This is a genomic window from Streptomyces sp. NRRL S-378, assembly GCF_000720645.1.
In the GTDB taxonomy this organism is placed as follows: domain Bacteria; phylum Actinomycetota; class Actinomycetes; order Streptomycetales; family Streptomycetaceae; genus Streptomyces.
The window spans coordinates 1-25184 of sequence record NZ_JOBX01000016.1 but is presented as its reverse complement, the minus strand read 5'-3'; the positions used below and the strand labels follow the sequence as shown (position 1 = coordinate 25184).

The 25184-nt window shown below is 69.0% G+C and carries 26 protein-coding genes and 3 pseudogenes; 10 read left to right on the top strand and 19 right to left on the bottom strand.

Going from position 1 to position 25184, the window contains the following annotated elements; translation table 11 throughout:
• Positions 1 to 12: 12 nt before the first annotated feature.
• The 6 genes and pseudogenes from IH80_RS45345 to IH80_RS42240 all read right to left on the bottom strand — a co-directional run.
• Positions 13 to 150 (bottom strand): hypothetical protein, encoded by a 138-nt coding sequence (locus IH80_RS45345; protein ID WP_199819258.1) that lies wholly within the window; start codon positions 148 to 150, stop codon positions 13 to 15.
• 249 nt (positions 151 to 399) lie between these two features.
• The gene (locus IH80_RS40810) at positions 400 to 702 is read right to left on the bottom strand and encodes a hypothetical protein (protein WP_030960593.1); all 303 of its coding nucleotides are present in this window, start codon (positions 700 to 702) and stop codon (positions 400 to 402) included.
• Positions 699 to 1286: a hypothetical protein gene (locus IH80_RS0114220; RefSeq protein ID WP_030960592.1), complete on the bottom strand. Its 588-nt coding sequence runs from the start codon at positions 1284 to 1286 to the stop codon at positions 699 to 701. The genes IH80_RS40810 and IH80_RS0114220 overlap by 4 nt, the downstream gene beginning before the upstream one ends.
• Positions 1287 to 1409: 123 nt before the next feature.
• Positions 1410 to 2651, bottom strand: coding sequence for a helix-turn-helix domain-containing protein (locus IH80_RS0114215; RefSeq protein ID WP_078906513.1), 1242 nt, complete (start codon positions 2649 to 2651; stop codon positions 1410 to 1412).
• 105 nt (positions 2652 to 2756) lie between these two features.
• Positions 2757 to 3716 carry a hypothetical protein gene (locus tag IH80_RS0114210; protein ID WP_158943441.1) on the bottom strand — a complete coding sequence of 320 codons (960 nt, stop codon included), beginning with the start codon at positions 3714 to 3716 and terminating at the stop codon, positions 2757 to 2759.
• 617 nt (positions 3717 to 4333) lie between these two features.
• A pseudogene (locus tag IH80_RS42240) lies at positions 4334 to 5309 on the bottom strand (IS110 family transposase); the annotation flags it as partial.
• Positions 5310 to 6101: 792 nt separating this feature from the next.
• Here IH80_RS42240 and IH80_RS0114200 point away from each other — a divergent pair.
• Positions 6102 to 6959 (top strand): hypothetical protein, encoded by an 858-nt coding sequence (locus IH80_RS0114200; RefSeq protein WP_030960588.1) that lies wholly within the window; start codon positions 6102 to 6104, stop codon positions 6957 to 6959.
• Between the two features lie 100 nt (positions 6960 to 7059).
• Here the strand turns inward: IH80_RS0114200 and IH80_RS0114195 are convergent, their stop codons facing one another.
• Both IH80_RS0114195 and IH80_RS0114190 read right to left on the bottom strand, forming a co-directional pair.
• Positions 7060 to 7647 (bottom strand): GNAT family N-acetyltransferase, encoded by a 588-nt coding sequence (locus tag IH80_RS0114195; RefSeq protein ID WP_030960587.1) that lies wholly within the window; start codon positions 7645 to 7647, stop codon positions 7060 to 7062.
• 321 nt (positions 7648 to 7968) lie between these two features.
• A complete protein-coding gene (locus tag IH80_RS0114190; RefSeq protein ID WP_030960586.1) occupies positions 7969 to 8184 on the bottom strand; it encodes a hypothetical protein in 216 nt (71 codons plus the stop codon).
• Between the two features lie 276 nt (positions 8185 to 8460).
• On the opposite strand from IH80_RS0114190, the gene IH80_RS0114185 reads away from it, so the two are divergent.
• Positions 8461 to 8676 carry a DUF6207 family protein gene (locus tag IH80_RS0114185; RefSeq protein ID WP_030960584.1) on the top strand — a complete coding sequence of 72 codons (216 nt, stop codon included), beginning with the start codon at positions 8461 to 8463 and terminating at the stop codon, positions 8674 to 8676.
• A gap of 64 nt (positions 8677 to 8740) precedes the next feature.
• Here IH80_RS0114185 and IH80_RS45980 read toward each other — a convergent pair whose 3' ends face one another.
• The 4 genes and pseudogenes from IH80_RS45980 to IH80_RS45970 form a co-directional block, all read right to left on the bottom strand.
• The gene (locus tag IH80_RS45980) at positions 8741 to 9220 is read right to left on the bottom strand and encodes a hypothetical protein (RefSeq protein WP_030960582.1); all 480 of its coding nucleotides are present in this window, start codon (positions 9218 to 9220) and stop codon (positions 8741 to 8743) included.
• A 536-nt stretch (positions 9221 to 9756) separates the two neighbouring features.
• Positions 9757 to 10338, bottom strand: coding sequence for a hypothetical protein (locus tag IH80_RS45975; protein WP_234432229.1), 582 nt, complete (start codon positions 10336 to 10338; stop codon positions 9757 to 9759).
• Positions 10339 to 10368: 30 nt separating this feature from the next.
• Positions 10369 to 10803: a hypothetical protein gene (locus IH80_RS0114170; protein WP_030960581.1), complete on the bottom strand. Its 435-nt coding sequence runs from the start codon at positions 10801 to 10803 to the stop codon at positions 10369 to 10371.
• 366 nt (positions 10804 to 11169) lie between these two features.
• Positions 11170 to 11457: pseudogene (locus IH80_RS45970) on the bottom strand (HNH endonuclease); the annotation flags it as partial.
• Positions 11458 to 11613: 156 nt separating this feature from the next.
• On the opposite strand from IH80_RS45970, the gene IH80_RS0114160 reads away from it, so the two are divergent.
• A complete protein-coding gene (locus IH80_RS0114160) occupies positions 11614 to 12339 on the top strand; it encodes a hypothetical protein (RefSeq protein ID WP_030960579.1) in 726 nt (241 codons plus the stop codon).
• A 324-nt stretch (positions 12340 to 12663) separates the two neighbouring features.
• Here IH80_RS0114160 and IH80_RS45340 read toward each other — a convergent pair whose 3' ends face one another.
• Positions 12664 to 12822 (bottom strand): hypothetical protein, encoded by a 159-nt coding sequence (locus IH80_RS45340; protein ID WP_199819257.1) that lies wholly within the window; start codon positions 12820 to 12822, stop codon positions 12664 to 12666.
• Between the two features lie 22 nt (positions 12823 to 12844).
• Positions 12845 to 13354 (bottom strand): hypothetical protein, encoded by a 510-nt coding sequence (locus IH80_RS0114150; RefSeq protein WP_158943439.1) that lies wholly within the window; start codon positions 13352 to 13354, stop codon positions 12845 to 12847.
• A gap of 184 nt (positions 13355 to 13538) precedes the next feature.
• On the opposite strand from IH80_RS0114150, the gene istA reads away from it, so the two are divergent.
• The 4 genes from istA to IH80_RS0114130 all read left to right on the top strand — a co-directional run bounded on the left by istA (position 13539) and on the right by IH80_RS0114130 (position 16822).
• Entirely contained in the window at positions 13539 to 15134 is a 1596-nt protein-coding gene (istA, locus tag IH80_RS0114145; RefSeq protein WP_030842306.1) for an IS21 family transposase, read from the top strand.
• Positions 15134 to 15907, top strand: coding sequence for an IS21-like element helper ATPase IstB (gene istB / locus IH80_RS0114140; protein ID WP_030960577.1), 774 nt, complete (start codon positions 15134 to 15136; stop codon positions 15905 to 15907). The genes istA and istB overlap by 1 nt, the downstream gene beginning before the upstream one ends.
• A 61-nt stretch (positions 15908 to 15968) precedes the next feature.
• The gene (locus tag IH80_RS0114135) at positions 15969 to 16310 is read left to right on the top strand and encodes a hypothetical protein (protein ID WP_234330924.1); all 342 of its coding nucleotides are present in this window, start codon (positions 15969 to 15971) and stop codon (positions 16308 to 16310) included.
• Between the two features lie 86 nt (positions 16311 to 16396).
• Positions 16397 to 16822: a hypothetical protein gene (locus IH80_RS0114130; RefSeq protein WP_051809274.1), complete on the top strand. Its 426-nt coding sequence runs from the start codon at positions 16397 to 16399 to the stop codon at positions 16820 to 16822.
• 431 nt (positions 16823 to 17253) lie between these two features.
• Here the strand turns inward: IH80_RS0114130 and IH80_RS0114125 are convergent, their stop codons facing one another.
• From IH80_RS0114125 to IH80_RS0114105, 5 genes and pseudogenes are all read right to left on the bottom strand, one after another.
• Positions 17254 to 18237 carry a phosphotransferase family protein gene (locus tag IH80_RS0114125; protein WP_030960575.1) on the bottom strand — a complete coding sequence of 328 codons (984 nt, stop codon included), beginning with the start codon at positions 18235 to 18237 and terminating at the stop codon, positions 17254 to 17256.
• A 62-nt stretch (positions 18238 to 18299) separates the two neighbouring features.
• Positions 18300 to 19546, bottom strand: a pseudogene (locus IH80_RS39245) (IS110 family transposase).
• 992 nt (positions 19547 to 20538) lie between these two features.
• Complete coding sequence (locus IH80_RS0114115) at positions 20539 to 21372, bottom strand: IS5/IS1182 family transposase (protein WP_051809272.1); 834 nt, start codon at positions 21370 to 21372, stop codon at positions 20539 to 20541.
• 72 nt (positions 21373 to 21444) lie between these two features.
• A complete protein-coding gene (locus IH80_RS0114110) occupies positions 21445 to 21900 on the bottom strand; it encodes a hypothetical protein (protein ID WP_199819256.1) in 456 nt (151 codons plus the stop codon).
• A gap of 96 nt (positions 21901 to 21996) precedes the next feature.
• On the bottom strand, positions 21997 to 22494 hold the full coding sequence (locus IH80_RS0114105) for a hypothetical protein (RefSeq protein WP_030960571.1): 498 nt from the start codon (positions 22492 to 22494) through the stop codon (positions 21997 to 21999).
• A gap of 309 nt (positions 22495 to 22803) precedes the next feature.
• Here IH80_RS0114105 and IH80_RS0114100 point away from each other — a divergent pair, with 309 nt between their 5' ends.
• From IH80_RS0114100 to IH80_RS44720, 3 genes are all read left to right on the top strand, one after another.
• A complete protein-coding gene (locus IH80_RS0114100) occupies positions 22804 to 23154 on the top strand; it encodes a hypothetical protein (RefSeq protein WP_030960569.1) in 351 nt (116 codons plus the stop codon).
• Positions 23155 to 23232: 78 nt separating this feature from the next.
• Positions 23233 to 24039, top strand: a complete 807-nt coding sequence (locus tag IH80_RS0114095) for a hypothetical protein (protein WP_030960568.1) — start codon at positions 23233 to 23235, stop codon at positions 24037 to 24039.
• 301 nt (positions 24040 to 24340) lie between these two features.
• Positions 24341 to 24982, top strand: coding sequence for a hypothetical protein (locus IH80_RS44720; protein WP_030960566.1), 642 nt, complete (start codon positions 24341 to 24343; stop codon positions 24980 to 24982).
• Positions 24983 to 25184: the final 202 nt, after the last annotated feature.

Sequence of the window (25184 nt, the reverse complement as noted above, 5' to 3'; positions counted from 1 at the left end):
AGCTCCTGCCGGTTAGTCGTTGCCGTCCGAGCGGCCGGTGCCGCCTCCGTCGCCTTCGTGCTCGGCGCGCGAGCGGGCGGCGTTGATCCGCCGGGACGCGAGAAGCAGACCGCTCCCCGGCTTCGGGTCGGGCGTCGGGCTGTGGGGCATGGGTTCCTCCTGCTGCCGTGAGGCGGGCCGGTTGCCTGCCTCTGTTGTGCGCGGGACCGGGGTCCCTGCGCGGTTCCGCCCGGAAAGGGCGGACGGTGTGACCCGCCGGCGCGACCAGGGCCGCGGGGCGGAAGTATCGAGTGGGCCGGGCCGGTGCTCTCCGAAGGGGCGGGGGCACCGGCCCGGCGGGCGGCGGCAGCCCGGCGGGCGGCGGCAGCCCGGCGGGCGCGGGCCGGGGCTGCCGCTGGATCAGGACGCCCTGCTGGGGGCGGGGTTCACCGGGCGGGGCGGTTCGGCGGGGGTGACCAGGACGCAGCGGTCTATGGCGAGTTTGCGTTCGGTGCGGTCCGGCAGTCGCACCCAGAGGTAGGCGTTGGCCGCGTCCACGCCGCTCCAGCCGCTGCCGACCTGGACGACTTCGCCTTCGTACGTCGCGGGGGTGCGGTAGTCGCCCGCGGGGAGGGCTTCGGGTCCGCGGACCTGGTCTCCGAGTGCGTACGGCGCGGGCCCGGTGTCCGGGCGGGGCTGCTCGGTGCGGGCCACCGCGGTCATCGCCGGGTGCGGGAGGCCAGCGCGAGCTTGAGCACGTCGGCCAGGTGCGGGCGCACGGCCTCGGCGGGCGGGATCGGCAGTTCGTCGTCCGGTGCGGTGTCCCATCGCACGCCGTACGAGGGCGGCATGGCCACCCACGCGCCGGGTCCGGAGCGGACCTCGACCTGGGGGCAGCCGCCGAGGACGCTGCCGGTGCCGGCGGCCACGAGGAGGGTCGCCGTGCTGTGTCCGGCCGTCAGGCACGGGACGTGCAGGCCCTTGGCGTCGGCGCGCAGCATCACGCCCATGCCGATGGAGTGGGCGACGACCAGCGCGTCGAAGCGCGTGCAGGGGACGATGACGCCTGCTCCCGGGGCGGCTTCGAACGCGGCGGTGACGTCGCCGGGCTCCAGCTCGGTCACGACGTCCCCGTGCGGGTGGGCGCCGGGGGTGACGCATACGGTCGGGGCGGGGGCGTCCTGGCAGGTGCAGCCGGAGCCTGTGCGGTGGCGGTGCCCGATCGCGACGGGCCAGCCGAGCCGGTGGTACGCGGCGGCGCTCTCGATGCTGTCGCGGCCGTGCAGGGCCTGCAGAATCTCGCTCATGTCGCCCCCTGTATCCGGCTGGGAACCGTAGGTGATGGTCACGGCATGAGGGTCCCGCTCAACAGCGAGGGCGACCCACAGGATTCCTGTAGGCCGCCCAACTGGCATATGCGCGCCCTGCGGTTAGGACACGAGTTCCATCCCGCGTACCAGCCCGGACAGGGCGGCGGCCTGCGACGGAACGCCCTGGCGGACCATGTCGCCGACGAGCCCACGGGCCATGGGGTGGGCGTGCACGTAGTGCGGGGCGCGCTGGGCCGCGGCCCGCAGGGTGACCACGGCGTCGCCGGAGCGGCCCATGCGGTGCATCGCGCGTGCCTCGTCGATCCGGTAGTGGGTGATGCGCTCCCGGCTCGGCATCCCCGCCACATCGGCGTCGTCGACGAACGACAGCCCGGTCTCGGGGGCGTCGACCTCGACGCCGGCCTCGGTGGTGTGCACCAGGACGTTCGCCCGGGAGAACACGGTCTGCCACCTCAGGTCGTGATGCCCGTCCGGAAGGCGGTCGGAGACCTCCAGTGCGCGGGTGGCCTGGCTCCAGGCCCCGTCCGCGTCGCCGGCGCGGGCGCAGGCGACGACCTGACGCAGCACCAGGGCGCCCTCCAGCACGAGGGCGTCGGTGTCCCCGGTCGCCGAGATCGGCTCCAGATCGCGCAGGGCGGCGTCCGCGACCGCCTGCGTCTCGCGGGCCGAGCCCTGGTGGAGCAGGGCTCCGCACCGATCCCAGGCGACGGCGGCCTTCACGATCGGGTCGTCCAAGTGGGTCGCGGCCCCGGCCGCGACCTCCGCCGCGACCCACGCCAGGTCGGGCAGGCCGGTCTGGTTGAGGGTCTGGCGGGCGTTGCGGGCCGCGTCGACCAGGAGCCGCAGGGCTTCGTCCCACTCGGCGGTGCCGCGCTCGTGCATCAGGATCGTGGTGTTGAGGTCCTCCAGCAGGCCGGGCAGGAGGCCTGCGACCGCGGGGAGGTTCGCGCCCTGGCGGTGCCGGTTGGTGGCGGCGGCCTGGTCCCGGACGCTCTGGGCGTCCGTGGCCGGCCCGGACGGCACGAGACCGGGGTGGCCGGAGAGGATCAGCGAGGACCGGCGCAGCGCAGCACGGAGCGCGGGCACGTGCGGGACTGCGGAGCCCTGTTCGCGGCGCAGCCGGTAGGGCTGTCCGAGGAGCCAGACGACGTCGACCTCACAGACCGTGGCCACGGCCGTGATCAGCGAGTAGCGGTCCAGGGGGAGGCGGCCGGCCTCGACGTCCTCGGCCCAGCGCTCCGAGCGGCCCACCAGACCGGCCATCTCCGCCTGCGTCAGGCCTGCCGCGATCCGGGCCACACGCACGCGGGCACCGATACCGGTGTCAGGGGAATGGGTCATGACGGCACCTCTCCGTTCTGGACTCCTCACCCGGACGGTACCCCCCACGAGCGAACTGCGGATACGCCAACTGCCCAACAGGAAGGGCTTCTACGCCCGCCTCGGTCAGGCCAGAACGTCGATCCGTGCAGCGCACGCCTGCAGCACAGTCTCCAGATCCTCGCGCGCTCTCTGGGTGGCGGCTGCACCATCGATGTCGCGGAGCACCTTCTTCTCCAGCTCATCGATTGCGCTGTCAGCCAGGAGCGGCGTTCCGAACAGGCGATACCCGGTATCGATGGTCGTGCGGAGGTTGAGTTTGAGCGCGTCCCAGCTATCGCGTGCTGCCCTCTGCTCAAGGGCGGTCGACTCGGGCGCCCTCCTCAGCGGGAGCCACTGCTTGGCCGAACGCCCTGTCACCTCCCTGCGCTTCTCGTCGAGCCGGGCGAGGTCCCGGAGAAGAGTCTGCGCGGCGACATGAGTCTCGGTGCACAGCTTCCGTGTCCGCCCAAAGGTCTTGTGCGTAACCACGGCCATGGCGATCAGGAGGGTCAGAACGGCCGAGATCAAAGGGGGTTTCGCCGATCCAATGAGTCGTGCAGCAAGAAACGCGGCAGCTGCGCACAGGCCAGCGCCATTCGAGATCGTTCGCAAGATGGCGGTCCGACGGATACGGCCAGCGAGCCTACGGACAGGGAAGTCTTTCGGTTCCGCCCAACGCACGGCGAGTGGAAGAAAGAGGGAGACTAAGACCAGCGGGGTTACAGCACCGGCATAGTCACTCGGCAGCGCGGTGCCCTGAAATGCCTTGACAACCGTGATCACCGGGCCCAGCGAAAACAGAGCCAGGAACATAACCACCGTAACGACCCTGAGGAGGCCTCCGCGAAGCGGCTCCGCATTTACGAACCGCCTCGCCGTCGGGAGACCGCAAGACATGAGGAACGCGCCGCCCAAGAACAGGATCGCACTCCTGGTCGCAGGATAGACATTGTTGCTGGCTACGGCGAGCATGAACCCGAGAGGGATCAAGAGGGCCGGCCAGTACGCGCGCACCCGCTGGCGGACCTGCTGCTGGAGAATCATGCTCACCAACATTGCGGAGCGGCTCCCCAGCGATGGGGCCATTTGATGCAGATCAGAGGTTCCATGTCCCAACGCCGAATCGCAGTGGCCCCCGGCTGACCAGGCTCGTGCTGAGCCAGCCGCTCCGCCAGCGGGATCGGCTTGTGCGGCATCCGCCCGACCGCACACCGACCGCCTGGCCAGCCAGGGGGTGTGCGGCCGCGCGGGCGGCCTGCGGTCGACTCCACGGCGGGCGCATCGCAGGGCGTGCCTTGTGACCCGCCAGCAGCGGGTGCGCCAAAGTAGCCGGATGTGCCGCCGGACCGTGCCCTTGCTGATTGTCTTCCTGTTGGCTGCGTCGGGGTGCGTCTCCGTCGCCCCCACCGACAGCAAGCCGCCTGGTGCCCCATTGGGCGTCGATGCTCCGATGTCGGCCCCGGGCCCGGCGTCGGTCTCGAACAGAGCTGTGCAGGAGCGCGGGGTGCCGTTGTCGGCGCTGCCCTCGGAGTCGGCGCCCGCAGCCATCTCGGTCCCGGTGACTGTCGCCGCAGTCCCCACCGAGGAGAAGCCGGCAGCTCGCGCCCGGCAGAGGACACGGCCGGTGCAGCAGGATGACTGGCCTCGGACCCAGGTGCGAGTCGAGCGGAAGAAGTCGTCGTCGGCGAAGCCGAAGCGTCCGCGTACGCCTTCAGCCCTCCAGCCGTGGCGAACCGGCTCCTGTCGTCGCCGATCTCGCCCAGGATGCGGGCACCGACCTGGGGGCCGATCCCGGGGAAGCTCAGCATGATCGCCGCGTCCGGGTGTGCCCGAAAGGCATCCTCGGTGGACCGCGCCAGGTCATCGACCGCCTGACAGGCCGCGTCCAGTTGCAGCAGTAGGGCCAGTGCCTGCTTGCCCATGGCGTCCTCGACGAGGGGCAACTGCCGAGGGGCTTCCTCGCGGAAGAGCTGCTGGATTCGTTCAGCGTCCGTTTCGATGCCCCGGCGGCGGCCGGCACGCCGGAGCATGGCGGTCAGCTTCCACATCTGCAGCTTGGCGGCCAGAGCAGGTGTGGGCGCGACGGCCAGGATGCGGAGGGCATCGGGGCGGGTCAGGGTTCCCGGCTTGTCCCTGAACGCCTCGATCATCGCCGGGAAGTACTCCCTCAGCAGGGACCGCAGCTGATTGGCCACCTGCTGCCGGTTCCAGACCGCGTCCTGCTGTGCGCGGGCCAGGACGGCGACCGCTTGGGCCAGGTCGGTGTCGGCGGGCAACGGGCGGTGCACCGGAGCATCGGTGCGGATGATGTTGGCGAGGACCAGGGCGTCGCCCGGGTCGGACTTCTTGCGGCTGACTCCGTGCCGGTCGCGGTAGCGGGAGGCAGCCATCGGGTTGACCGCAAAGATCCTCCGAGGGCCTGCCTCAGCGTGGCGACCAGCAGGCCGCGGCTGGTCTCGATGGCCACCGGGATCGGCGTCTCCGCGGTGTCGCCGTGCTCGGCCAGAAGATCCAGCAGCAGCCGGTAGCCGTCCAGGTCGTCGGCGATGCGGCACTTGCCAGCAGCTTGCCGGTGTCATCGACGAGCGCGACGTCGTGGTGTCCCTCCGCCCAGTCGATTCCGCAGAACACGTCCATGGATCCCGCCAGGCGAGCACGCGGGGCCGCACGGCGCACTAATTCCAGGGCTCCAAGGTCCGCCACCTCATCAGCCGTGCGCGGCACCGCAAGGCCGCACGGGCGCACGCCGTGTCCAGAGCTCGAAGCTCGTGAGGAGTAACGCGTCACCGTGCGGCAGCTCATCCATCGAGGATCCCGAACCCGACGGGCCCGCGGGGGCAGAACGTGCGAGGACCGGCCGGCGCCCAGCGCCACCAGTCTTTTCAAAGACCTCGCACGGTCGGAGGTGTCGTAGGGGTCACCACGGCACCGACCGGACCACACACGTCCTGCCCCGGGCTGGACAACGCCGCCCCGGGCCCATCAGAGATCCGAACCTCTAATTACTAACGAATTAGAGGTGTCGTTTTCCGAAGGGGGCTTGCCCACGGGCTCCGACCTGCTCGAATGCACGATCACCAGATTCGGGGGGTCCCACCTCCGGTCACACCTGCGGTCCCCCGCCTAGTGCGCCCCTGCAGCCACCTGTGCACGCAACCTCCGGTGCAACCCCCGTGCAGCCCGTGCGGCATACGGGCGGGCCGGGCTGGGCAAGCCTCCGGCAACCATCCGATGGAAGGTCGGCCGTGCGGCGCTCTTGGCCGGTCGGTCTCTTGCGCCTGGGCGTCGGGCTGCCCGACCGTTTGGGAATCTGTTGTGCAGCTCGGGGGGAGTACGAGTTTGGGGAACAACCGGGTGCGGCTCAGCGGTGGTGCGGCGTGGCAGACGGACTTCCGTCGCCGGACCACAGGCCGGGCTCCCAGGACCGCGATGGAGATCGCCACGGTCCGCCGCACGCTGAACCACACGCTGACCGAGTTGAAGCGGGCCATCGACCGGTACGCGGTCGCAGTCGCCGCCGACCTGTACGCCCTCGCCTGGCAGCAGGCCGCAGGAGCACCGCCGAGCGAGACCCGCGAGCAGCGTGCCCAGCTGAAGGATCTCAAGGAGATCCTGGGCTCGCGCCGGTGGCAGGAGGAAGAGCGCCGCCAGGCCGCCGCAGCTTCCCCGCAGCCCGCACCGGCGCAGCCGCGAGCCGCCGTAGCGGCGCCCCGGGTCCGGCCGGACACCGCGCGGGCCGGTGAACCCTTCGCCCGGTCTACCCGCCGAAGTCCGTCGTCGACTCCGGCACCCCGGCGTCCCGCCGCACCGGACCGGCCGCCCGTCCCGGTATCGGCGCCGATACCGGTTTCAGCCCCGGCCCCCTCGCCGGTCAGGACGCCGGTCGTGGCGCCGGTCGTGAAGGTGCGCCCGCCGCGCAGAGAAGTGCCGGCGCTTCTGGAGGCCGGGCAGCTCTGGGAGATCGCGACCGAGTTGCGGCCGCTGCTGGAGCAGACCGCCCGGGCTGGCTCCACCCTCACCTGGCCCCAGATCCACAAGCGCCTGCCGAGCCTGCCCCGCCTGCACGCCGACGACCAGTGCGTGCTCCTGTGGCTGGTCGACGAAGACGGGCGGAAGGGAGAGCCTCTCCTGTCCGCGCTCGTCACCGTCGGAGACCGGCAGATGCACCCCCGGTTCCCGGCAGTGGCCGAACAGCTCGGCTGGAGAACCCAGTCCGGCACCCGCCCGCACACCGCGTGGAGCTACGAGGTCCTCAAGGCACACCAGCACTGGCGCCACCGGCGATGACCCCCGCCGGGCCCCCGGCCCTGGGCAAGCCCGTCGTGCGACCGGGCTTGCCCAGGGCCCCGGCAGGCTTGCCCAGCCATCGGCTCTCGAGGGGGGTGCGTCAGATCGCGCGCGAGAACATCTGCTCGCCGGGGAGCGGTGATGCACCGACGTCGCGGTGCCTGGAACTGCCGGGAAGCATGACCGGCTCCCCCGGGGCATGGATCGTGAACCCGTGGCGCCGATAGAACCGGGCCAGGTCGGTGTCGGCGGCGGTGAACTGCCCGTAGGCGAAGAACGCGCGATGATCACGGTGGATTTCCAAGGCCTTGACGAGGAGAGCCGAGACGATTCCCTGACGGCGGTGGTCGTCGGCGACAACCAGGGCTCGGATCTTGACGCAGGCCATAGCGGTGGCTCCCAGGACTATGGGGTCTGCCCCATCCCGTTCCATTCCACCAAGGACGGACAGCGGCGGAATCGTGGAGGAGATGCCCACGATGCGTGCGGTGGGCTTGTGTTCAGCAACCAGGAACACGAACCGACCGGCTCCGAACTGACTCATGAACGGGCCGCCCTCGTCGATGACCTCCCGCATGACCTCGCGGTCGTCGAAGTCACCGTGCCCTTCCATGGCGAGAGCAGCGAGTTCGGTGAACGCCTTGCCCTCGCCGGAGCGGGCCTCCCTGATCTGGATGCTGTCGGGCACCTCATCGAGGCGGCGGCGTCGGGGTTTGCCAGGCTTGTGTCGTCCCACGGGCGTCCTCTCGGGTTGTGGCAGGCGGTCGTGACCGCGCCCGGCCACCAGGGCACCCGGTGGCCAGAGCGAGGCACGATCACCAGTAGGCCGGAACGCCGTACTTCGATGGAGGCCGATGCAGTCTTCACGCCGCTTCAGGTGCGGATGATGGCGCATTCCCTGCGTCTGCAGATGCCACTCAGCGTCTGTGGAGCGCCGGGCGAACCCAGCCGCCGACATCCTGCGACTAGGACACGAAGGTCCGTAGGCAGGTGGCCCTGGACAAGCGGCTCAGCGGGAGGGCTCCCACGCCTCGGGGCCGGCGCCTCGCCACTCCACGAAGCCGGGGTCGGTGAGGTCCACGTCGTCGGCGTTCTCCAGTCCGGCGGCCGCGAGGAAGACCCGGATGTCGGCTGGCCGGTGCGCGACCCCGATGGCGACGCCGTCGTAGCGCACCCGGCGCCAGCCCTGCTCGTCGGGCGGGTAGACGATCAGCTTCGCGGACATGCGCCCAGCCTGTTCCCGTCGCACCCCACTGGCACCCGGCCGCGCGCGAACGGGTGAGGCGGCAGATCACGGCCCCCAGAGAAAAGCACCACCGGTGGCTTCGGCCCCGGAGTACGTTCGGACGTACGGGGTGCGGCCCTGGCCACCAGGGCCGCGACGGGGGCCGCACCCCGACAGAGCTTGCCGACCATGCGACATCCGCGGCCTGGGATCCCTCGTGCGAGTGGACGGGGGCCGCCGGCGAACCGGTCCGGCCCCACCGCCGTCGCAGGGCTCATGAAGCCGATCGACGAGCAGCACATCGCGGAGCCCGGCCTGGTGGTCCTGGACATCACCGGCGGGGACGAGGACACCGTCCGGGCCGTCATGGCCGCGCTGGAGGAGCGCTGGGCCACATCGGGTGTTGGCCCGGTGCGCCGGGATCCCGGGGAGCCCGGCGTCCGGGCCCGGATCTACGCCGACGTCCTGCGCCCGGGACGGCACAGCCCGTGAGTGGAGTCTGGGCAAGCCCCCGACGAGGGGCTTGCCCAGGGTCGCCTAAGGCTTGCCCTGACGCTCAGGCTTCTTCGTCCTTCACTCCCCAGACGGGATATGCCCGCCCGGTGCCATGGCAGTGGCGGCACGATCCGTCTCCTCCGGAGGAGCCATGCGCGTTGATGTTGTCGACGGCATCGCGCAGGAGCCGGGCGAGGCTGTCGACATGACCGGCGTGGAGGTCGATCTGGTGGCGCTTGCCGACCATGATCTCCAGCGCGGTCCCGGGCGTGGCAGTGCCCAGTTCGTAGGTGATGTCGCGGGTGAGCGTCGTGACCAGTTTGTGGAGCCGGCTCGTCGTCTCCCCGCCTGACAGCTCCACTCGCGCGGTGAAGGCGATGTCGTCGGGCTGGGTGAGGGAGAGGAACGCGTCGGGGTGGTCGAAGGGTACGAGTCGGCCGACGGGCTCGCCGTGGGCCCCGTGGAAGGAGGCAAGGGCATGCCACATGTCTCCCGGCAGGCTCGGCACGAGCCCTGCGTAGGACTGCTTGTTGCGTCTCATGGCTCCGGTGTATGGCCGGCGCGGCGGCCTCGGCCGGCTCCCGGCCGCCGCGTCCCAGACGGTGCTGCCGCGACCTTGGGAGGCGTCCCGTCCTGCGGCCCGGACGCTGGGCAAGCCCTCCATGGCGAGGGCTTGCCCAGCACGGGAACGTGACCGGTCAGCGCGGCCGAGCGTGACCGATCCGACGCCCGCGATCGGTCAAACAGCACGTCAGCGCCGTGACCGGTCCATGCAACTCCCGAACGGCCGGTGACCGGTCATCGGCTGGCACGCCCGCGTCTTGGGGCAGGGGCTGACGGTGACCGATGACGCCGCCCGGCCCGCCCTGTGGGGGGTGGGCAAGCCGGTGTCCGGGGGTGGCTTGCCCAGGCTCCCCTTGGGCTTGCCCGGCGGGCGTCGCGGTCAGTCGCGGCGGCGGAAGAGGCCGCGGCCGGGCCGAGCCGGCTCCCGGTCGTCCTCGAGGAGCGGCGCTGCGGCCTGAAGGCGGGCAGCCTGTTCGCGGGCGACGTCGTCGGCGTGGCAGGTGCCGCACACGGTCAGGTCCCCGGCCGTCCAGGCACCGCCGCGCGCGGTGGTCTCCTCCCAGCGCTCGTCGGTGAACTTCTGCCCGCACCGGCTGCACACCGGCGCTGCGCCTCCCGTTCGGCGGCCCGGCGCTGTGCCGCCCGTTCGTCGGCGCGGGCTATCTGGTGGCGGTAGAGGGCGTCGCCGTCGGGGTTGTCGAGCGCGGCCGTCAGCGTCTGCTCGCTCTTCCGGCCGAGCCGCCTCCACACCGGCCCGTCGGCGCCGTGCTCCTGGAGCTGCTCCAGGGTGGTGACCACGACGGGCACCGCCTGGCCGTAGTCGAGGGCGGTGATCCCCCGCTCGTAGGTGTCGTACCGGCGCGGCGCCCAGTAGCGGCGGCCGGCCTCCTCCAGCACGGCGATGGTGTTGGCGACTTTCGCCTCGGTGGTGTCCGCGAACACGAACGCCACCGGGGGCAGGCCCTCCCTGCCGGTGGGCGGGTAGACCCGGCGCCACAACCGCTCCTGGTGGTCGACCGTGGCGATCGCGTCCGGCCGGGACCGGACCAGGTCCACGGTGCGCTTGTCCGCGCCCTGCGGCAGCAGCCGGGCCACACCCCCAGCAGCAACCGGCCCGGGGCAGTGTCAGAAGCGACGTCCGTCCGGTGTGCTGGTGATGCCGCCCTGCTCGTCATACTCGGTGAGCAGCTCGCCTTTCGTGCCGTCGTCGAGCCAGTCGTACACCGCGTGGGTGGCCACCTTGCCGTTCGGCCAGTAGGTGAACGCCGCGACCAGGTGGCCCGCCCGAGTCTCGCGGATGACGCGGGCCTGCTCGTCGAACTCCGTCAGAGTCTCGACTCCCTGATCGTCCGTACTGGTCACACTCCGTCCGTCGGCGGAGTAGCGGTACGTCGTGATTGCGGAAATCTCCCCAAAGCTCGCAGTGTCGCGAATGAGACGGTCCTGAACGTCGTACTCCCTCAGAATCACGAACCCGTTCTCGTCAACAGCCTTCTCAGTCCTGGCAGCTGCGTCAGTGTTCTCACTCATCCTGCACTCTCTCCCCTTGAAAACGATCACTGGCAGCACCTTCCTACCAGGCGACGCACCCCCAGCAGACCGCCTGACCCACCAGTGCGGTACGTGACCCGGACCGAGCTGACCTCCTTCGAGATCCGGCCGGAGGTGTGATCCGCACTTTGGAACGCCGAGGGGTTAGCCGCGCAAGTCTACAAAAACAGCAGGTCAAGGCACACGTCAGTCGGATTCGCGCACGTGTTGCACCATCAGCCCCTACGCCACGCAAGCCCCTTCAACGAGACCACGGTCACACGTCGGCCCCGACGCTCCCGGGCGTCCGCTTCACCCCGCCGCGAACTCCCCCGCCACAACCTGCTGTGCCCCCACCCGGCAACGGGGTGAGGGCACATCAGGCCTACGGCACGGTCACGAGGCCGGGGTGAACTCCACTTCCGTGTCACCACAACCCGCTGCGATGTCCAGCAGCCGGTCCCTCTCCGGCTCGTCCACCGCCAGACCCCAGCGCAGCTTCGTCGCCGTCCACTCTGCCCCGTACCGGCACAACGCATCCGGCGACGGCGGCAGCCACTGCGACGGATCCTGATCCGCCTTCGACCGGTTCGAGCGAGCCGAGACCGCGACCAGACTCGACTCCTGGCCCAGATCGTTGGCGTACGCCTCCCGGCGCGCGGCCGTCCACCCCGAGGCCCCAGCTGGCGGGGTGCGTCATTCGAAGCGTGCGGTATTCCCCCGATGGCGGTGCAACTCCCCTGGGCGACGAGGACGGCGTCCGGCGGAACAGGCAGTGCACCTCACGAAGCCGTTGGGTCCGAAGTCGACTCGAAGCTCCCGGGACGGTTCAATGCCTGGGTGGTGAACTGGGCACAGATGTACGACTGTCGCTTTGACGTAGATCGCGTCCCTGAGCTTCTCGCTCGGGTGGAGCGTGAGTACGACTCCGAAGCGTGGACGGAGCTGGGATACCGGCTGATCCTTGAGCACGACCTGGTGTCGCCCGCCAGCGTCGCTGCCCTGCCCCGACTGGTGCGCCTTGCATCGGAGAGTAGGGAGGCACGCCACCTGGCAGGCGAGATCATGGAGCGTGCGGCCAGCCACCATGGCAGTGACGAACTGCTGGCTGAGAGCGCCGACGTGATTGCCGAGTTCGGCGCCCTCCTGGACCGGCACCTGCAGTTGCGGCCATCCGATTACCTGGTTACCTTCCGCGCACTGCTCGCGGTCGAGGAGCAGTACCACTGGGCCAATGTCCTGGGGGACTTCGAGGATGACTTCTACGACCTGCAATGCCCTCACTGCGGGGTGGAGGTGACCGTTGCCATCGGCGACCACGGACGCTACTCGGCGATCCGGGACTGGAATCTGGGCGACGTGGACCGGCGTGATCTGCGGCCGAGGCCCCGCGAGGAGCTCACGGGCATCGGCCGGTGGATGCACGACATTGCCGTCCGAGACGGGGAAGTCGCACTCGCTGAAGGAATCGCACATCTCTTCGGTAAAGCCGAGTGCCCGAGGTGTGCCAGCGTCTTCACCATCGCGGCTGAGTACGAGGCTGCCAACTGCCCAGTCCTGCGCTAGCAGCATGCTGCGTTGCCTCTGTGCCCGCACCGGAGCCGGCCGAAGCGGCTTCTCCTCTCACGCCGCCTGCGAGACCGGGAGGACCGAGGCCGGCAACGATCACGGCCCGGACCATGGTCATCTGTCACCGAGTGCGCGCTGGCGTGCCTGGAGGTAGGCGGTCCAGTCGGTTGCGGCTCGGCGGCGCCATTGCAGCGCGGTGATGACGTGGCCAAGGAGCGCAGAGTTGAGCCCGGCCGCCTCTTGACTGACCCCTGACCTGACACGATCCCTGAGACGGCGAAACGCCCCGGCTTGCCGGGGCGTTTCATGCGTGCGCTCAGTTCAGCGCAAGCCGTCGGTGCAATCGAGCTCTTCGAATGGGAGTGGCTGACGGTCGTCCCCCGGGTCATCGCTGTAGACGGCCGCGGAGACCGCGCTGTCGTAGGCATCGTCGAGGCCGTTACCGCTTGCGCCGAGTATGTTCTCCCAGTCAATTCCCATACCTACGAGCCTACCTGGTGGTTCACCCGTCAGGGCTGGTCACCTTCTCGACGTTCCGTGCCGCCTTCTGCTGCCGGGCCTGCGCCTCAGCCGCCGCTCCCGCAGCTTCCCGCGAGCGGGCCGCTGCCTCCGCGCTCGCCGCGCGTGCCGTCTCCAGCCGCGCCCTCGCTTCCCGTACCCCCTCGTCGGCGGCCGCCAGGGCGGCCGCCGCGGTGTCGGCCGTCTCCCGTGCCGCGGCCAGTCCAGCCTCCAGCCGCTCCGTCTCGGCCTCGGCCAGCTCCGCGCGGGCCGCTCCCACGCGCTCGCGGCGGGCCCGACCCGCCCGCTCCTGCATGTCCGGCGACGGGGTCCGTCCGCGTTTCACCGCCGGTTCTGCAGGCCGGGCCGCAGGCGCCTTCCAGGGCGTGCTGGCACTGAGAAGGGGTTCGAGGCCGGTGAAGCCCTGCACCACGTCCGGGGCCTTGACCAGTCGGCCCGCCGCCCACTGCGCGGCGACGTCGGGATCGGCCAGGACCACGTTGTGAGCGTTCACGTTTTTCCCCATCTCGGGTGGTTTGAGCTTCATGTAATTCCTCATCCCGACTTCTCCTAATTGGCCATGGGTACGACGGAGTTCGGGATCGAGGGACCTGGTCATCGCGGAGGCGTGTGGGCGGCCCTGGGCCTGTGGTTCGGAAGGCCGATGGTCAGCCCGAATGGCAAGGAGAACATTCGTCGTGGTCGACATCACCGAGATCTACGTCCACTGGTACGCGGGCCGCTCGAAGAGCGAGCTGGCCGCGTCGCTGGGGGTGGACCGCAAGACGATCAGGAAGTACCTGGAGCCGGCGGAGGCATCCGGGATCACGCCCGGCGGGCCGCCGATGCGGGAGGCCGACTGGGCCAAGCTGATCAAGAGCTGGTTCCCCGAACTCGGCGACCGGCGACTGCGGCAGATCACCTGGCCCGACATCGACCAGCACCGCGACTACATCAAGAACCTGCTGGGGACGGTGACGGTCTCCACGATCCACCAGCGCCTGCGGGACGAGCACAAGCTGGACGTGTCGATCTCCTCGTTCCGCCGCTGGGTGCATGCCACGCTGCCCGACGAGAGGACAAGGTCGCAGGTCACGGTCTTGCGCGATGACGTCGAGCCTGGCTCGGAGGCTCAGATCGACTACGGCCACCTCGGCCAGTGGACCAATCCGAAGACCGGCAAGCGGCACCGGATCTGGGCCTTCGTGATGGTGCTGCCGTGCTCGCGGCACATGTTCGTCCGCCCAGTCCTCTACCTGCACCAGCACGCCTGGACCGAAGCCCACGTCGCCGCCTTCCGCTACTTCGGGGGCGTCCCGCGCCGGCTGGTGCCGGACAACCTACGGACCGGGGTCGACAAGCCCGATCTCTACGACCCGAAGATCAACAAGGCGTATGCCGAGCTCGCCACCCACTACGGGGCACTGGTGGATCCGGCCCGTGCTGCCCGGCCCAAGGACAAGCCGCGGGTCGAGCGGCCGATGCCCTATATCCGGGACTCGTTCTGGCGCGGGCGGGAGTTCACCTCGATCGAGCACATGCAGGCCGAGGCTGTGACCTGGAGCCAGAAGGTGGCGGGCCGGCGGCAGTGCAGGCCACTGCAGGGAGCCGCCCCGATGGCGGTGTTCGAGGCCGTCGAAGCCGAGACCTTGCTGCCTCTGCCGCCCACTCCGTTCGTGCTGGCTCGCTGGTCAACGGCAGTGGTCGGGCCGGACATCCACGTCAAGGTCGGCCGCACTCTCTACTCGGTTCCCTGGAAGCTGATCGGCCGCCGGGTCGACGTCCGCTCGACCGCCACGATGGTGCAGGTCTTCCTCGACGGCGACCTGGTCAAGACCCACGTGGCACTTGAGCAGGGCAAACGCACCGACAGGACCGACTACCCGCCGGAGAAGATCGCCTTCCAGATGCGCACGCCGATCTGGTGCCGGACCCAGGCATCCGAGGTCGGTGACGCCTGCCGGACCGTCGTCGACCAGCTGCTGGAGGTCAACGCGCTCTACCGGCTCCGCGCCGCCCAGGGAATCCTCGGCCTGAAGAAGAAGTACGGCGACGCGAGGCTGGAGGCCGCCTGCGCGAGGGCCATCACGGTCGGAGATCCGTCCTACCGAACCATCAAGGGCATCCTGATCGCCGGCACTGAGACCGATCCGGAGCCCGAATCGAGTGGGGACGCGGGAGCCGCGGCCTTCCTCCACGGGCCCAAGCGGCTGTTCGCCTCCGTCGCCCCGGTCGAGACGGCGGATGAGCTCCACGACGACCAGGTCCACGGCGAAGCTGAGGGAAGCATCTGATGAGCGTGATGGATTCCGCCCTGCGTGAGTCGCTGAAGTCGCTGCGACTCTCAGGGATGCTGGAAACCCTCGATGCCCGCCTGGCCCAGGCCCACGGCGGCGAGCTCGGACACCTGGACTTCCTGCAGGTCCTCTGCCAGGACGAGATCACCCGCCGTGAGACCGTCGCCTTCCAACGACGCCTGGCACGGGCAAAGTTCGAGCAGCAGGTCACCCTGGAGGAGTTCGACTTCACCGCCTCCTCGAAGCTCCCGGCCGCCCAGATCCGCGACCTCGGAGCCCTGCGCTGGCTCCACTCCGGCGAGTCGGTCATCCTCTTCGGCCCGGTCGGGGTCGGAAAGACACACGTCGCCCAGGCCCTCGGTCACCTCGCGGTCCGCCAGGGCGCCCACGTCCGCTTCGCCAAGACCAGCCGGATCCTCGCGGACCTCGCCGGCGGCCACGCAGACCGCACCTGGGACAAGCGGATCCGTGAACTGGTACGGCCCGACGTGCTCATCCTCGACGACTTCGCCATGCGTCAGCTCGGAGCGTCCCAGGCCGATGACCTCTACGAACTTGTCAGCGAGCGGCAGGGCCGGTCCCTGATCATCACCAGCAACCGGGCACCCAGCGATTGGTATCCCCTCTTCCCTAACCCCGTCGTCGCCGAGTCGCTCCTGGACCGGCTGATCAACACCAGCCACCAGGTCATCATGAACGGCCCCAGCTACCGCCCGAACAAGCGGCCCAAGAACCCGACCGACAAGCCTGCCAAGCCCACGATCACCTAGGACCACGTCCCGGAGGGCCAGGCTGGCGAGGATGCCGGTCCGGGATGAGATCGTTTCCCGCATGGCTGAAACAGACGAAGCAGAAGCCGACGTTGAGCACGCCGTCATCGCTCACTATCAACTGGCCGATGACGGCCTCGGCGAGCCAAGCCAACGAGAGGTCGTCCGCCAGGCCCAGTCCCTCCTGACCGAGGCGATCGAGCAAGCCGACGTCGGCGAGTTCGACGGAAACGAGTACGGAGGAGGCGAGGTCGTCCTCTACGCCTACGGACCGGACGCCGACGCACTCTTCGCCGTCATGGCACCCATCCTGAACGACCTGCCGTTCCGCCCGGCACACGTCGTCTTGCGCTACGGCTCCGTCGATGACCCATCGGCTCCTGAGCATCGCGTCGACCTCTGACGAGACGAATCACGAGCCCCGGCCAGACGGGCGCCTGGGGAATTACGTGAACTTACCCCTGGGGAATTACGCGAACGTCCACACACGTGCAGGATCTCCTCAACCTTGGGCTCCGCAGTCACGACGACCGACTCGTTGAGCAGCTCGCTTCCCGCGCCCTCACGAGCGGGAAGCGCAAGCTGCACGTCCGACGCGACGAGGACGGGCGGATCGTCGTCCCCGTCACCGCCCTGCCCGGCCCGGAGGCCGGCGAACCGACCACGGAGATGTTCGCCCTGGAAGCCCTCGGGCAGGTCCTGGTGTCCACCCTGCGAATCTGGGCGCAGGCCGGGCCGGAGGCGGCGGAGGGCATCGCCTGCGCCGTCATCGACTTCGTCCTGCAGGTCCTCACCGACGACCACGAGGACGTCGCCGAGGTCCTACACCAGCTGGAGGCGGTGGGAGTGGGTCAGGCCCTCGCCGCCCACCCCGCACCGGCCGGCGCCCACCTGGTGCGCCTCTCCATCGCGTAGTTCGCGGCGGGGACGGCGACGGTGCGCACCGCGCCCATCGGGTGGCCTCCACCCGATGGGCGCACCACCGCACCGCACCGCACCGCACCGCACCGCACCGCACCGCACCGCACCGCACCGCACCGCACCGCACCGCACCGCACCGGGGCCATGATGCGCACCACCGTGCACCGCATCAGGTGCGCCTCCGCGTTGGCGGGGCCCTATCACACACCCCCTTGACCAGGCCCTGATCGGCGGCCGCAACCGGCTGTGTCAAGACATCTCAGGGGGCTAACAAGTCAAGCGTCGCCTCGGTAATCGGCTTCCATGAGGCGAACTCGTCGCACCCTTACGATTCCGGCTCGCCTGTAAGACGGGTGGTTCGAACGTCCCGAACAACTGGCGGCATGACTGGCCCGTGCTCTTGGCCGCAGGCCGCCGATCCGGCTTCAGGCGTAGCGCGCGAAAAGCGCCTGGAGGTATCCCTCCAGGCGCCTGGTCAGCAGGGTGGGGGTCAGATCGGCACGGCCCACCTCGCGCCATGGGACGGCGACCTTCTCCGCGTCCGGAGCGAAGGCCAAGGCGTCCAGCAGACGCCAGTAGAGATGAGAAGCGTGATCCTCAGCCAGCGTCCCTCCCGCCGCAACATAGAGGTCGGAGAACTGCATGCCCGTGGAAACCCCGTGCAGCAGGGCGAGGGCTGTCGAGCAATGGGCCACGTCCAGGTCGGCCGGTCCCCACGAGGTCTCTACCCAGTCGACGACGCCGCTGATCTGCAACCCGTCGCCCTCGCCGGTAAAGAGGACATTGCCGGGATGGAAGTCCCGGTGCAGGAAGCAGGCCCGGTAGTCCGGGGGCTCGCGGCAGATCACGTCCACGGCCCGTTGCCACAGCTCAGGCCGCTCGGTGTCTTCGGGCGGGCTCACCCGCTCGGGAGAGGTCCACGCCTGAAAGGTGCGAGGCCGTGCCTCTGCGGTCACTGGCAGCCGGTGGATGCGCAGCAACTGGTGGGCCAGCAGTTCGGCACGCTGGTCGGCGCCCTCATCGCCCAGGCGCACGGTCCCAGGCAGCAGGGACATCAGCAAGGACGGGTGGTCGCAGTACTGTGCTGTCGGGTCCGCGGCCACCAGCCTGGCCGCGGGGACATCCGTGCTGCCGAGCAGGCACAGAACTGCTGCCTCGCGGGTCAGCAGGCCCTCCGCGTGGCGAACGTAGAAGGGCTTGACGAAAGACCGCAGGACCAGCGACCGCCGACCGCCCGGCCCGCAGATGTCCAGACGGCGCATTTCCGACGTCCAGCCGCCACGCAACCGCGCGACGTCCTCGATGCGTTCTGTCTCGGTGAGCCCCTTCTCCACCCAGGCACGCGTCGCACCCCAGCCCTGGTCATCAAGATTGTTACCGGTGTGCTCGGTTCCCTCGCCCGCAACCATGGGGGCAGGCTACTCAATTATCTGGCAGATGCCTTGGTCGCCTCCCGTGGCCAACTTCCAGATCACGCAAGTGTTTGTTGTAGCGGGGCGAAGGCGCGTTGTTCGTCGAACGGCTGCCGGGTCTGAAGGCAGTGGTGGAGCTGTCCGAGGAAGCGGTTGAGCAGGTGGCGCTGGGCGGCGTTGTGCCAGTCGCCGTGTTCGCGTCGACGTCGGTAGTGGGCATTGGCTCCGGGTGAGGCCTGGAGGGCTGAGAAGGCCCAGAGGAAGCCGGCGTGCATGAGCCGGTTGTTCTTGACGAAGCGGCGGCCGACGAAGTGCTTCTTTCCGGAGGCGCGGGTGATCGGGGCCGAGCCGGCGTACGACTTCAGGGCTCTGGCGTCAGCGAACCGTGTCCGGTCGTCGCCGATCTCGGCGAGCACCCGGGCTCCGAGCAGGGGGCCGAGGCCGGGGAAACTGAGCAGGATCTCGCTGTCGGCGTGCTCCTTGAACGCGGCTTCGACCGCCGCGGTGTGAGGTCGTCCGCGGCCTGACAGGCGGCATCCAGCTGCTTGAGCAGAGCCAGAAGCTGATGGCCGAACGCGACCTCAACGGCCGGGCGATGCCGGGCGTACTCGGAGCGGAAGATCTCCCGCAGGCGCGCGGTCTCGGTGTCGAAGCTGCGGGTGCGGCCGCTTCGCTTGAGGGCGGCGCGTAGCTGGGCGAGGGTGAGTGTCGCAGCCTTCGCCGGGGTCGGGGCAAGGGTGAGGACCGTCCGGGCGTCTGCCCTGGTCAGGCCGCCTTCCTTGCCCTGGAAGGCGTGCAGGGCTGCGGGGTAGTACTCGCGCAGCAGCGAGCGGACCTGGTTGGCGACCTGCTGGCGGCTCCAGACGGCGTCCTGCTGGGCTCGGGCCAGCACGGTGATGGCCTGGGCGAGTTCACTGTCGGCGGGAAGCGGCCGGTGGGCGTGCATGTCGGTGCGCAGGATGTTCGCCAGGACCAAGGCGTCGCCGGGGTCGGATTTCTTGCGGCTGACGCCGTGTCGGTCGCGGTAGCGGGAGGCGGCGAGCGGGTTGATCGCGAAGACCTTGCGGTTGCCGCTGCGCAGGACGGCCACGAGCAGGCCGCGGCTGGTCTCGATGGCCACCGGTATCGGGTGCTCCGGGCTGTCGCCGTGCTCGGCCAACAGGTCCAAGAGCTTGCTGTAGCCGGCCGCGTCATCGCTGATGCGAGCCTTGGCGAGCAGGGTGCCGGTGTCGTCGACGACGGCGACGTCGTGGTGGCGCTCCGCCCAGTCGATGCCGCAGAACACGGTCAAGCCATCCTCCCAGATCCGTTCATTTATGCAGGTCACGAGCAAATGCGGGTCGCGCAGCGTCCTAATCCCAGGACTCACAGGTCCGCCATCTCAGTAGCCGTTCGCGACACCAGCGCACCCCAGGGGCTCGGTCTGTCTGCAGAGCTCGCGGGCTCGCGGATGAAACAAGAGGTCGACCCTGGGGCGGGCCCGTGCCGTGACTATCAACGTCCGGCCGGCCGCCGGGAGTTTCGCGGTGATCACGGAGGCGCCGGGCTGTGCCGCTCTTGACAGAGGTCTCGAAGGACCAGGGGAAACGAAGGCATCAGCCCGGCGCCCGCGTCATCACCGCGAGGTGTGGACGGTGGTGGGGTCCGTGGCCGTGGCGAAGGCGCCGGGTCTCGCCGTTCTAGGCGAAGGCCTCTCGGGCCAGGCTGATTGCAGGCGTTGCCCGACGCCCACGACACCGCCACGGATCCCACCGGTGGACAGCGGCGCCAGTCTCAGAGCGGGTCTCCAGGACCATGAGGGCCGAAGGCGTTCCGCTGCCCGTTGTCGACCGCTCACCCAGCCCCTTGCGGAGACCGGACCAAGCCGCCCACACCCCGGATTAGGAGAAACGTGCCAGCGGAGAACGTGGTCAAGGGGTGGAGCCGCACCGGTCAAGGGGGTCGGTGGAACCTGGTCAAGGGGTGGAGCGGAGGGTGGACAAGGGGGTCGGCCGAACCTGGACAAGGGGGTGGCTGGGCAAGGGTACGGAGGGTGCGCACCCGGTGCGGTGCGGGACATCGTGGTGCGCCCGAGAGTGGAGCCCACCGTCAATCGCGTGCGCACCGCGGTGGACTCCACCGCGTGATCCACCGCATGGGTGGACTCCACCGAGTGGAGCCCACCGCGAGGGTGGCACCCACTGGGTGGAGGCCACTGAGTCTCCGCCAACTTGAAGTCGCAGGTCAAAGGGATGGTGTGACCGGTTCTCGGGGCGCTCGTGCTGGTCACGGGCGACTGTCTGAGTAGTAGATCGTCCGTCAGCGGTTGATTTCGAGGTTCGTCAGGACGAGCAGGGCGCGCAGGAGGTGGGTGGCGCGGGCGGGGTCGGTGCGGAGTTTGGTGAGGATCCGCCAGTTCTTGAGGTGGGCGAAGCCGTGCTCGACCGGTGCCCGTCCGACGGCGAGGACACGGTTGGCCGCCTTCTCGCCTCGAGTGAGCTTGTGGGTACGAGTGGCGATGTAGCCGGTGACGATCACGGGGTCGAGGATGTCGTTGTCCAGGCCGCGGAAACCGAGGTCGGCCAGCGCTCCGAGACCGGCGGCGCGCAGGTGGGCCAGGATGTGGTCGTGGCGGGCGGCGGTGTTGTCGTGGGTGCGGCCGGGCCGGGCGGCGGATATCCAGATCAGGCGCCCGTTCTCGTCGGTCAGGGCGAGGAAGTGCAGGCCATGGCCGCGGTGCTTGCCGGAGTAGTTGCGCCGGTCGGCCTTGCCGGTGCGGCGTCTGGTGCGGATGAGGGTGCCGTCGATCAGGACCAGCTCCCCGCCCTGCCTGGCGACCTTCTTCAGGGCGCGGTCCAGGCGCGGCGCCTGGGCGGCGAGCAGCCCGATCAGCTCGTCGCGCCAGCGGCGGACGGTGGACTCGGACACATTGTTTCCGCCGGCCATGTCGGCCAGGCGCTGGTCGTGACGCAGCACGGCCAGGACGATCACCGCGATCTTCCCAGGCGGCAGGATGCGCCACCTGGAGCGAATCGCCTTCAGGTGGCGCCGTAGCAGATCGGCGAGGTGGTTGACGGTGCTCGTGGACAGCGGCAGACGGCACTGGTAGACAAGCGGGCAGGTGTCCTCGGCGCGCTCTTCGGTATTCGTCACACAATTCCAACGGCCGCCGGGGGCACCCCGGTTACGCCCGTGCCGAGCCGCTCCGAGTGGCGGTGGTGCTGGTCACAGGCGGGTGGTGAACCGGCCGTCGGGCAGTTTGCGCAGCCAGCCGCGATCGACGAGCCTCACCAGCTTGCTGCGTAGCGGTTCCAGCTTGGCCTTCACGCTGATGTCCACTCCCACCACCTCGCCGACCTCACGGGCCATGACCGGTCCGGCGGCCTGCCGCACGGCGGCGATGATGGGCTGGTAGTCCCACGGCAGGGCGTCCTCCTCCACTCCCGGCTCGCGGTGCGGGATCAGCATCACCGGTCGGCCGCCCACCTGCCCGGGTATCGGCGCAGTCTGGGCGCGTTCGTCGGCGAGCTGTCCGGTCATCCGTTCAAGGACGCTTTCGGCGACGGCGAGTTCGTCCCGCTCGGCCCGCACTTCCGCCAGCTGTTTGACCAGCTGCTCTTCGAGTTCGTCCAGTTCCGCGCGCCGCGCGGTGATCCGTTCCAGCAGCTCGGGATCCAGCATGCACCGGATCGTAAAGGCTGCCGGACTACGGCGAGCAAGAACCGGACAGTTCAGCTACCTACTTCTGCTGAAGACCGCTTGTTCAGGGCTCGATCGCTACGAATGTCGGTTCTGGTCGGGCCGACCATGCGCCAGACGCTGAGCTTCGGCCGTGACCTCGGCATCGAGCTGGGCCAACGTCCTGTTCCCGTACTCGACGATGTCGTACTCGTCATCGAGCTCAGCAAGGCGCTCGGCCAGGGGTAGCTGGTGGCCGAACCGCTGGTGGATGCGCATAGCAAGCTCTCGCGGCGTCAGCCGGCCCGCCAGCATCTGGTGCGCGAGCGCCCGCACGGCAGCGTCCTGCCCGGCCTCGCTGTCACGCGGGTAGAACACAAGGTCCAGCTCATGGAGTACGACGGGAAGCAGGTCGGGAACGTCGTACTCCGCCTCGGCACGCGTATATCCGGCCAGAATGCGCAGTGCCGGGCTGTCTAGGCCGGCAACGAGTGCCGCGCAGGCAGCCTCGACGACATCGTGAGCATGGGCCTCGCCAATACTCCAGAGAACAGCGAGATCCTGCAGGTCATCAGTTGCGGCTTCGATCGGCGACACCCACACATGATCCCCTGCACGAGATGATCCCGTCGACCGCCCTTCGACTCAGGCGCCGACCGCGCTGACGGACGATCTACTACTCAGACAGTCGCCCGCGACCAGCGTGAGCACCCCGAGAACCGGTCACACCAGCCCTTTGACCTGCGACTTCAAGTTGGCGGAGGCTCACTGAGTACCTGATCCATATCCCCCGTGGTGCTCCTCGGTCGACGTGGTCCGGGTACATGTAGCGTCACGGCTTACTCGTGGAGATTCATCGCAGGACCTGCTGGCGTTGACCGAACTGCAGCCTGCGACGATGCGCCTGTGAGCTATGACCTTGCTGTGTGGGACGGCGACCGTCCAGTCGACAACCGCCAAGCGACCTCGATGTACGACGAGCTCTACGAGCGCTACCTTGAGTCGGACGATGTCGTCGTGCCTCCGGCGCCGCGCATCGTGGCGTATGTGGAAGCCCTCGTCGCGCGGTACCCGGACGACGTCGACCACAGTGTCGTGTGGGCGTCGCCCCCGGTCATCGATGAGGCGTCGGGCCCGATCGTTTACTTGCTCATGTCTTACGGCAAGGCCGAGGAAGTGTCCGAGTACGCCGCTGAGCTGGCCCGTGAGCACGGCCTCGTCTGCTTCGATCCGCAGGGAGAATGCCTCCGGCCGTGAGCTGGCTGTTCTCTCAGCGGGCGGACCAGAAGAAGATGCCCGCGCCATGCTGGATCGACGACGCTATAGCCTCCGCCTGTGACCTATCGCCACAGTTGGACCGGAAATCCTCGTCCCCACGAGCTACCTCACTATCAAGCGCTCCTGGACGGTACAGACTGGGCGTCGCTCGCCACCGTGTGTGGGACAGGCGAATCCCTGCCGGCAGCGCTGGCACGCATCATCAACCCCGACCCGGCCATCAGGGCGGCCGCCACCGACAACGCGCTCAGGGAAGTGACCCACCAGAACACCATCTACGAAGCCACTGTGCCCGTAGCGCTCTACGTTGCAGCCATCCTCAACCACCCGGCTATCGCAGTAGACGACTTCGGCCACGATGCCGACACGCCACCACAGCGCCTGACCCTCGTGAGACTACTTGAGTGGCTCAGCGACACCGCCTACGACGCCGACGACGAGTGCCTCGCCATCAGCGAACGCCACCTAGGCAAGGAGTTCCTCGACGAGGACAGGGAGATGCGCGCCTTCCGAGACCTGCGCCCGGCGATTTTCTCCGCTGTTCATCCCCTTCTCAGCCACGACAACACGGACGTACGCGACGCGGCCTTCGTCGCTGCGATCCCCCTCACAGAGCACCCCCTCCTCACCGCACACCGGGCCGAGCTGGTCGACCATGCCCGCCATCTGCTGGCCACCAGTACCGACCGCCACAATCGAGACCGCGTCCTGGACGCCATGAAGGCATGGGGTTACGACACCAGCGCCCTGGAGAACGCGGACGACATCGCAGCCCACGAGCGTTACGCCCGTCTCAAGGCGAAGCATGATTCCTGGTGGGCGGCCGACGGGACAGGCGGCTACTCCGAAGACCCGCCATTCTGACTCAGCCGTTGCCCAGTGATAGGCCCAGCTACTGGACCGCTACGAAGGTGCAATGGGTGTGACCGTGGTCAGTCGCGTGTGTGTTCGCGGGAGGGCGGCTGGCTGGCCCGGCGGGTGATTCGCCTGGTCATGAGGGTGATCGCGGCAGTCAGGCGTGTCCCATCCAATCCAGGCCTTGGTCGGTCAGGCACTATGGCGCTGATGAGGGGATTCGGAGGAGGGAGCTGTGGGGTCGCGTCGACTCTGCTTGCGAGCTAGTGCCGTTGTTTTGTTGCTTGCCGCGGTTGCTGTGGCTGTCGCAGTGCCGGGCATCGGCAAGTGGATCGTGGCAGCGGTCCTCGCGGGCCTCGCCTCAGCTCTCGGCGGGCTTGTGGCCCGCGGCGCCGATAAGGCCATCACGCGCGGCCGAGAGGCCGTCCTGCCTCCCTCGCCGCTGCCCCCGATCACTGTGAAGGCTCGCCAGTACGGCGGCTTGGGCGGAGACATCAGGAATCGGTCCGAGATGAGCGTGCGCGACTGGGTCGACTTCGGCGACCCCCGGGTATACCTGAATGCAACCACTGTGGATCTTGTTGTCGAGGCCACAGTCGATCGTGCCGTGATCCTCAGCCAGCTGGAAGTACGTGTGGAATCACGGGGTGCCCCACCCCGCATCTTCGACCACGGCTACTTGGCCGGCGGGGCCATGGAGATCCGTTCCTTTCATGTGGACCTTGCCGATCCCACGCCGGAAGTAAGGCCAGCAGACGGTTCGTCGGACTTCCCGTTTACGGTCTCCCACCTTGACCCCGAACGCTTCATCATCGAGGTGACTTCCAGCACTCCTGGAGACTTCACCTGGCGCTTCGACGTGCACTGGCTCTGCAAGGGCCAGTCAGGCGTCGTCACTGCCAACCAGCAAGGACCGCCTTTCCGGCTCATCGTCGACCCCCGTCTGTATTGATCACCACGCTGGTCCAACGCGTTCGGCTTCGCCAGGTCGACCCGGTACAGCCACGCGAAGCGCTTCCCGCCACGGCATGCGATCCGGGCGACGAACTCCACTTACAGCTCGTTTCACAATGAGGGTGACGAGGAGTTTGCTGTCGAGCTCGACCTCGTCCGTAAGATCGCTCCATGCCTGCTGACAAACGTGTAACTCGGTC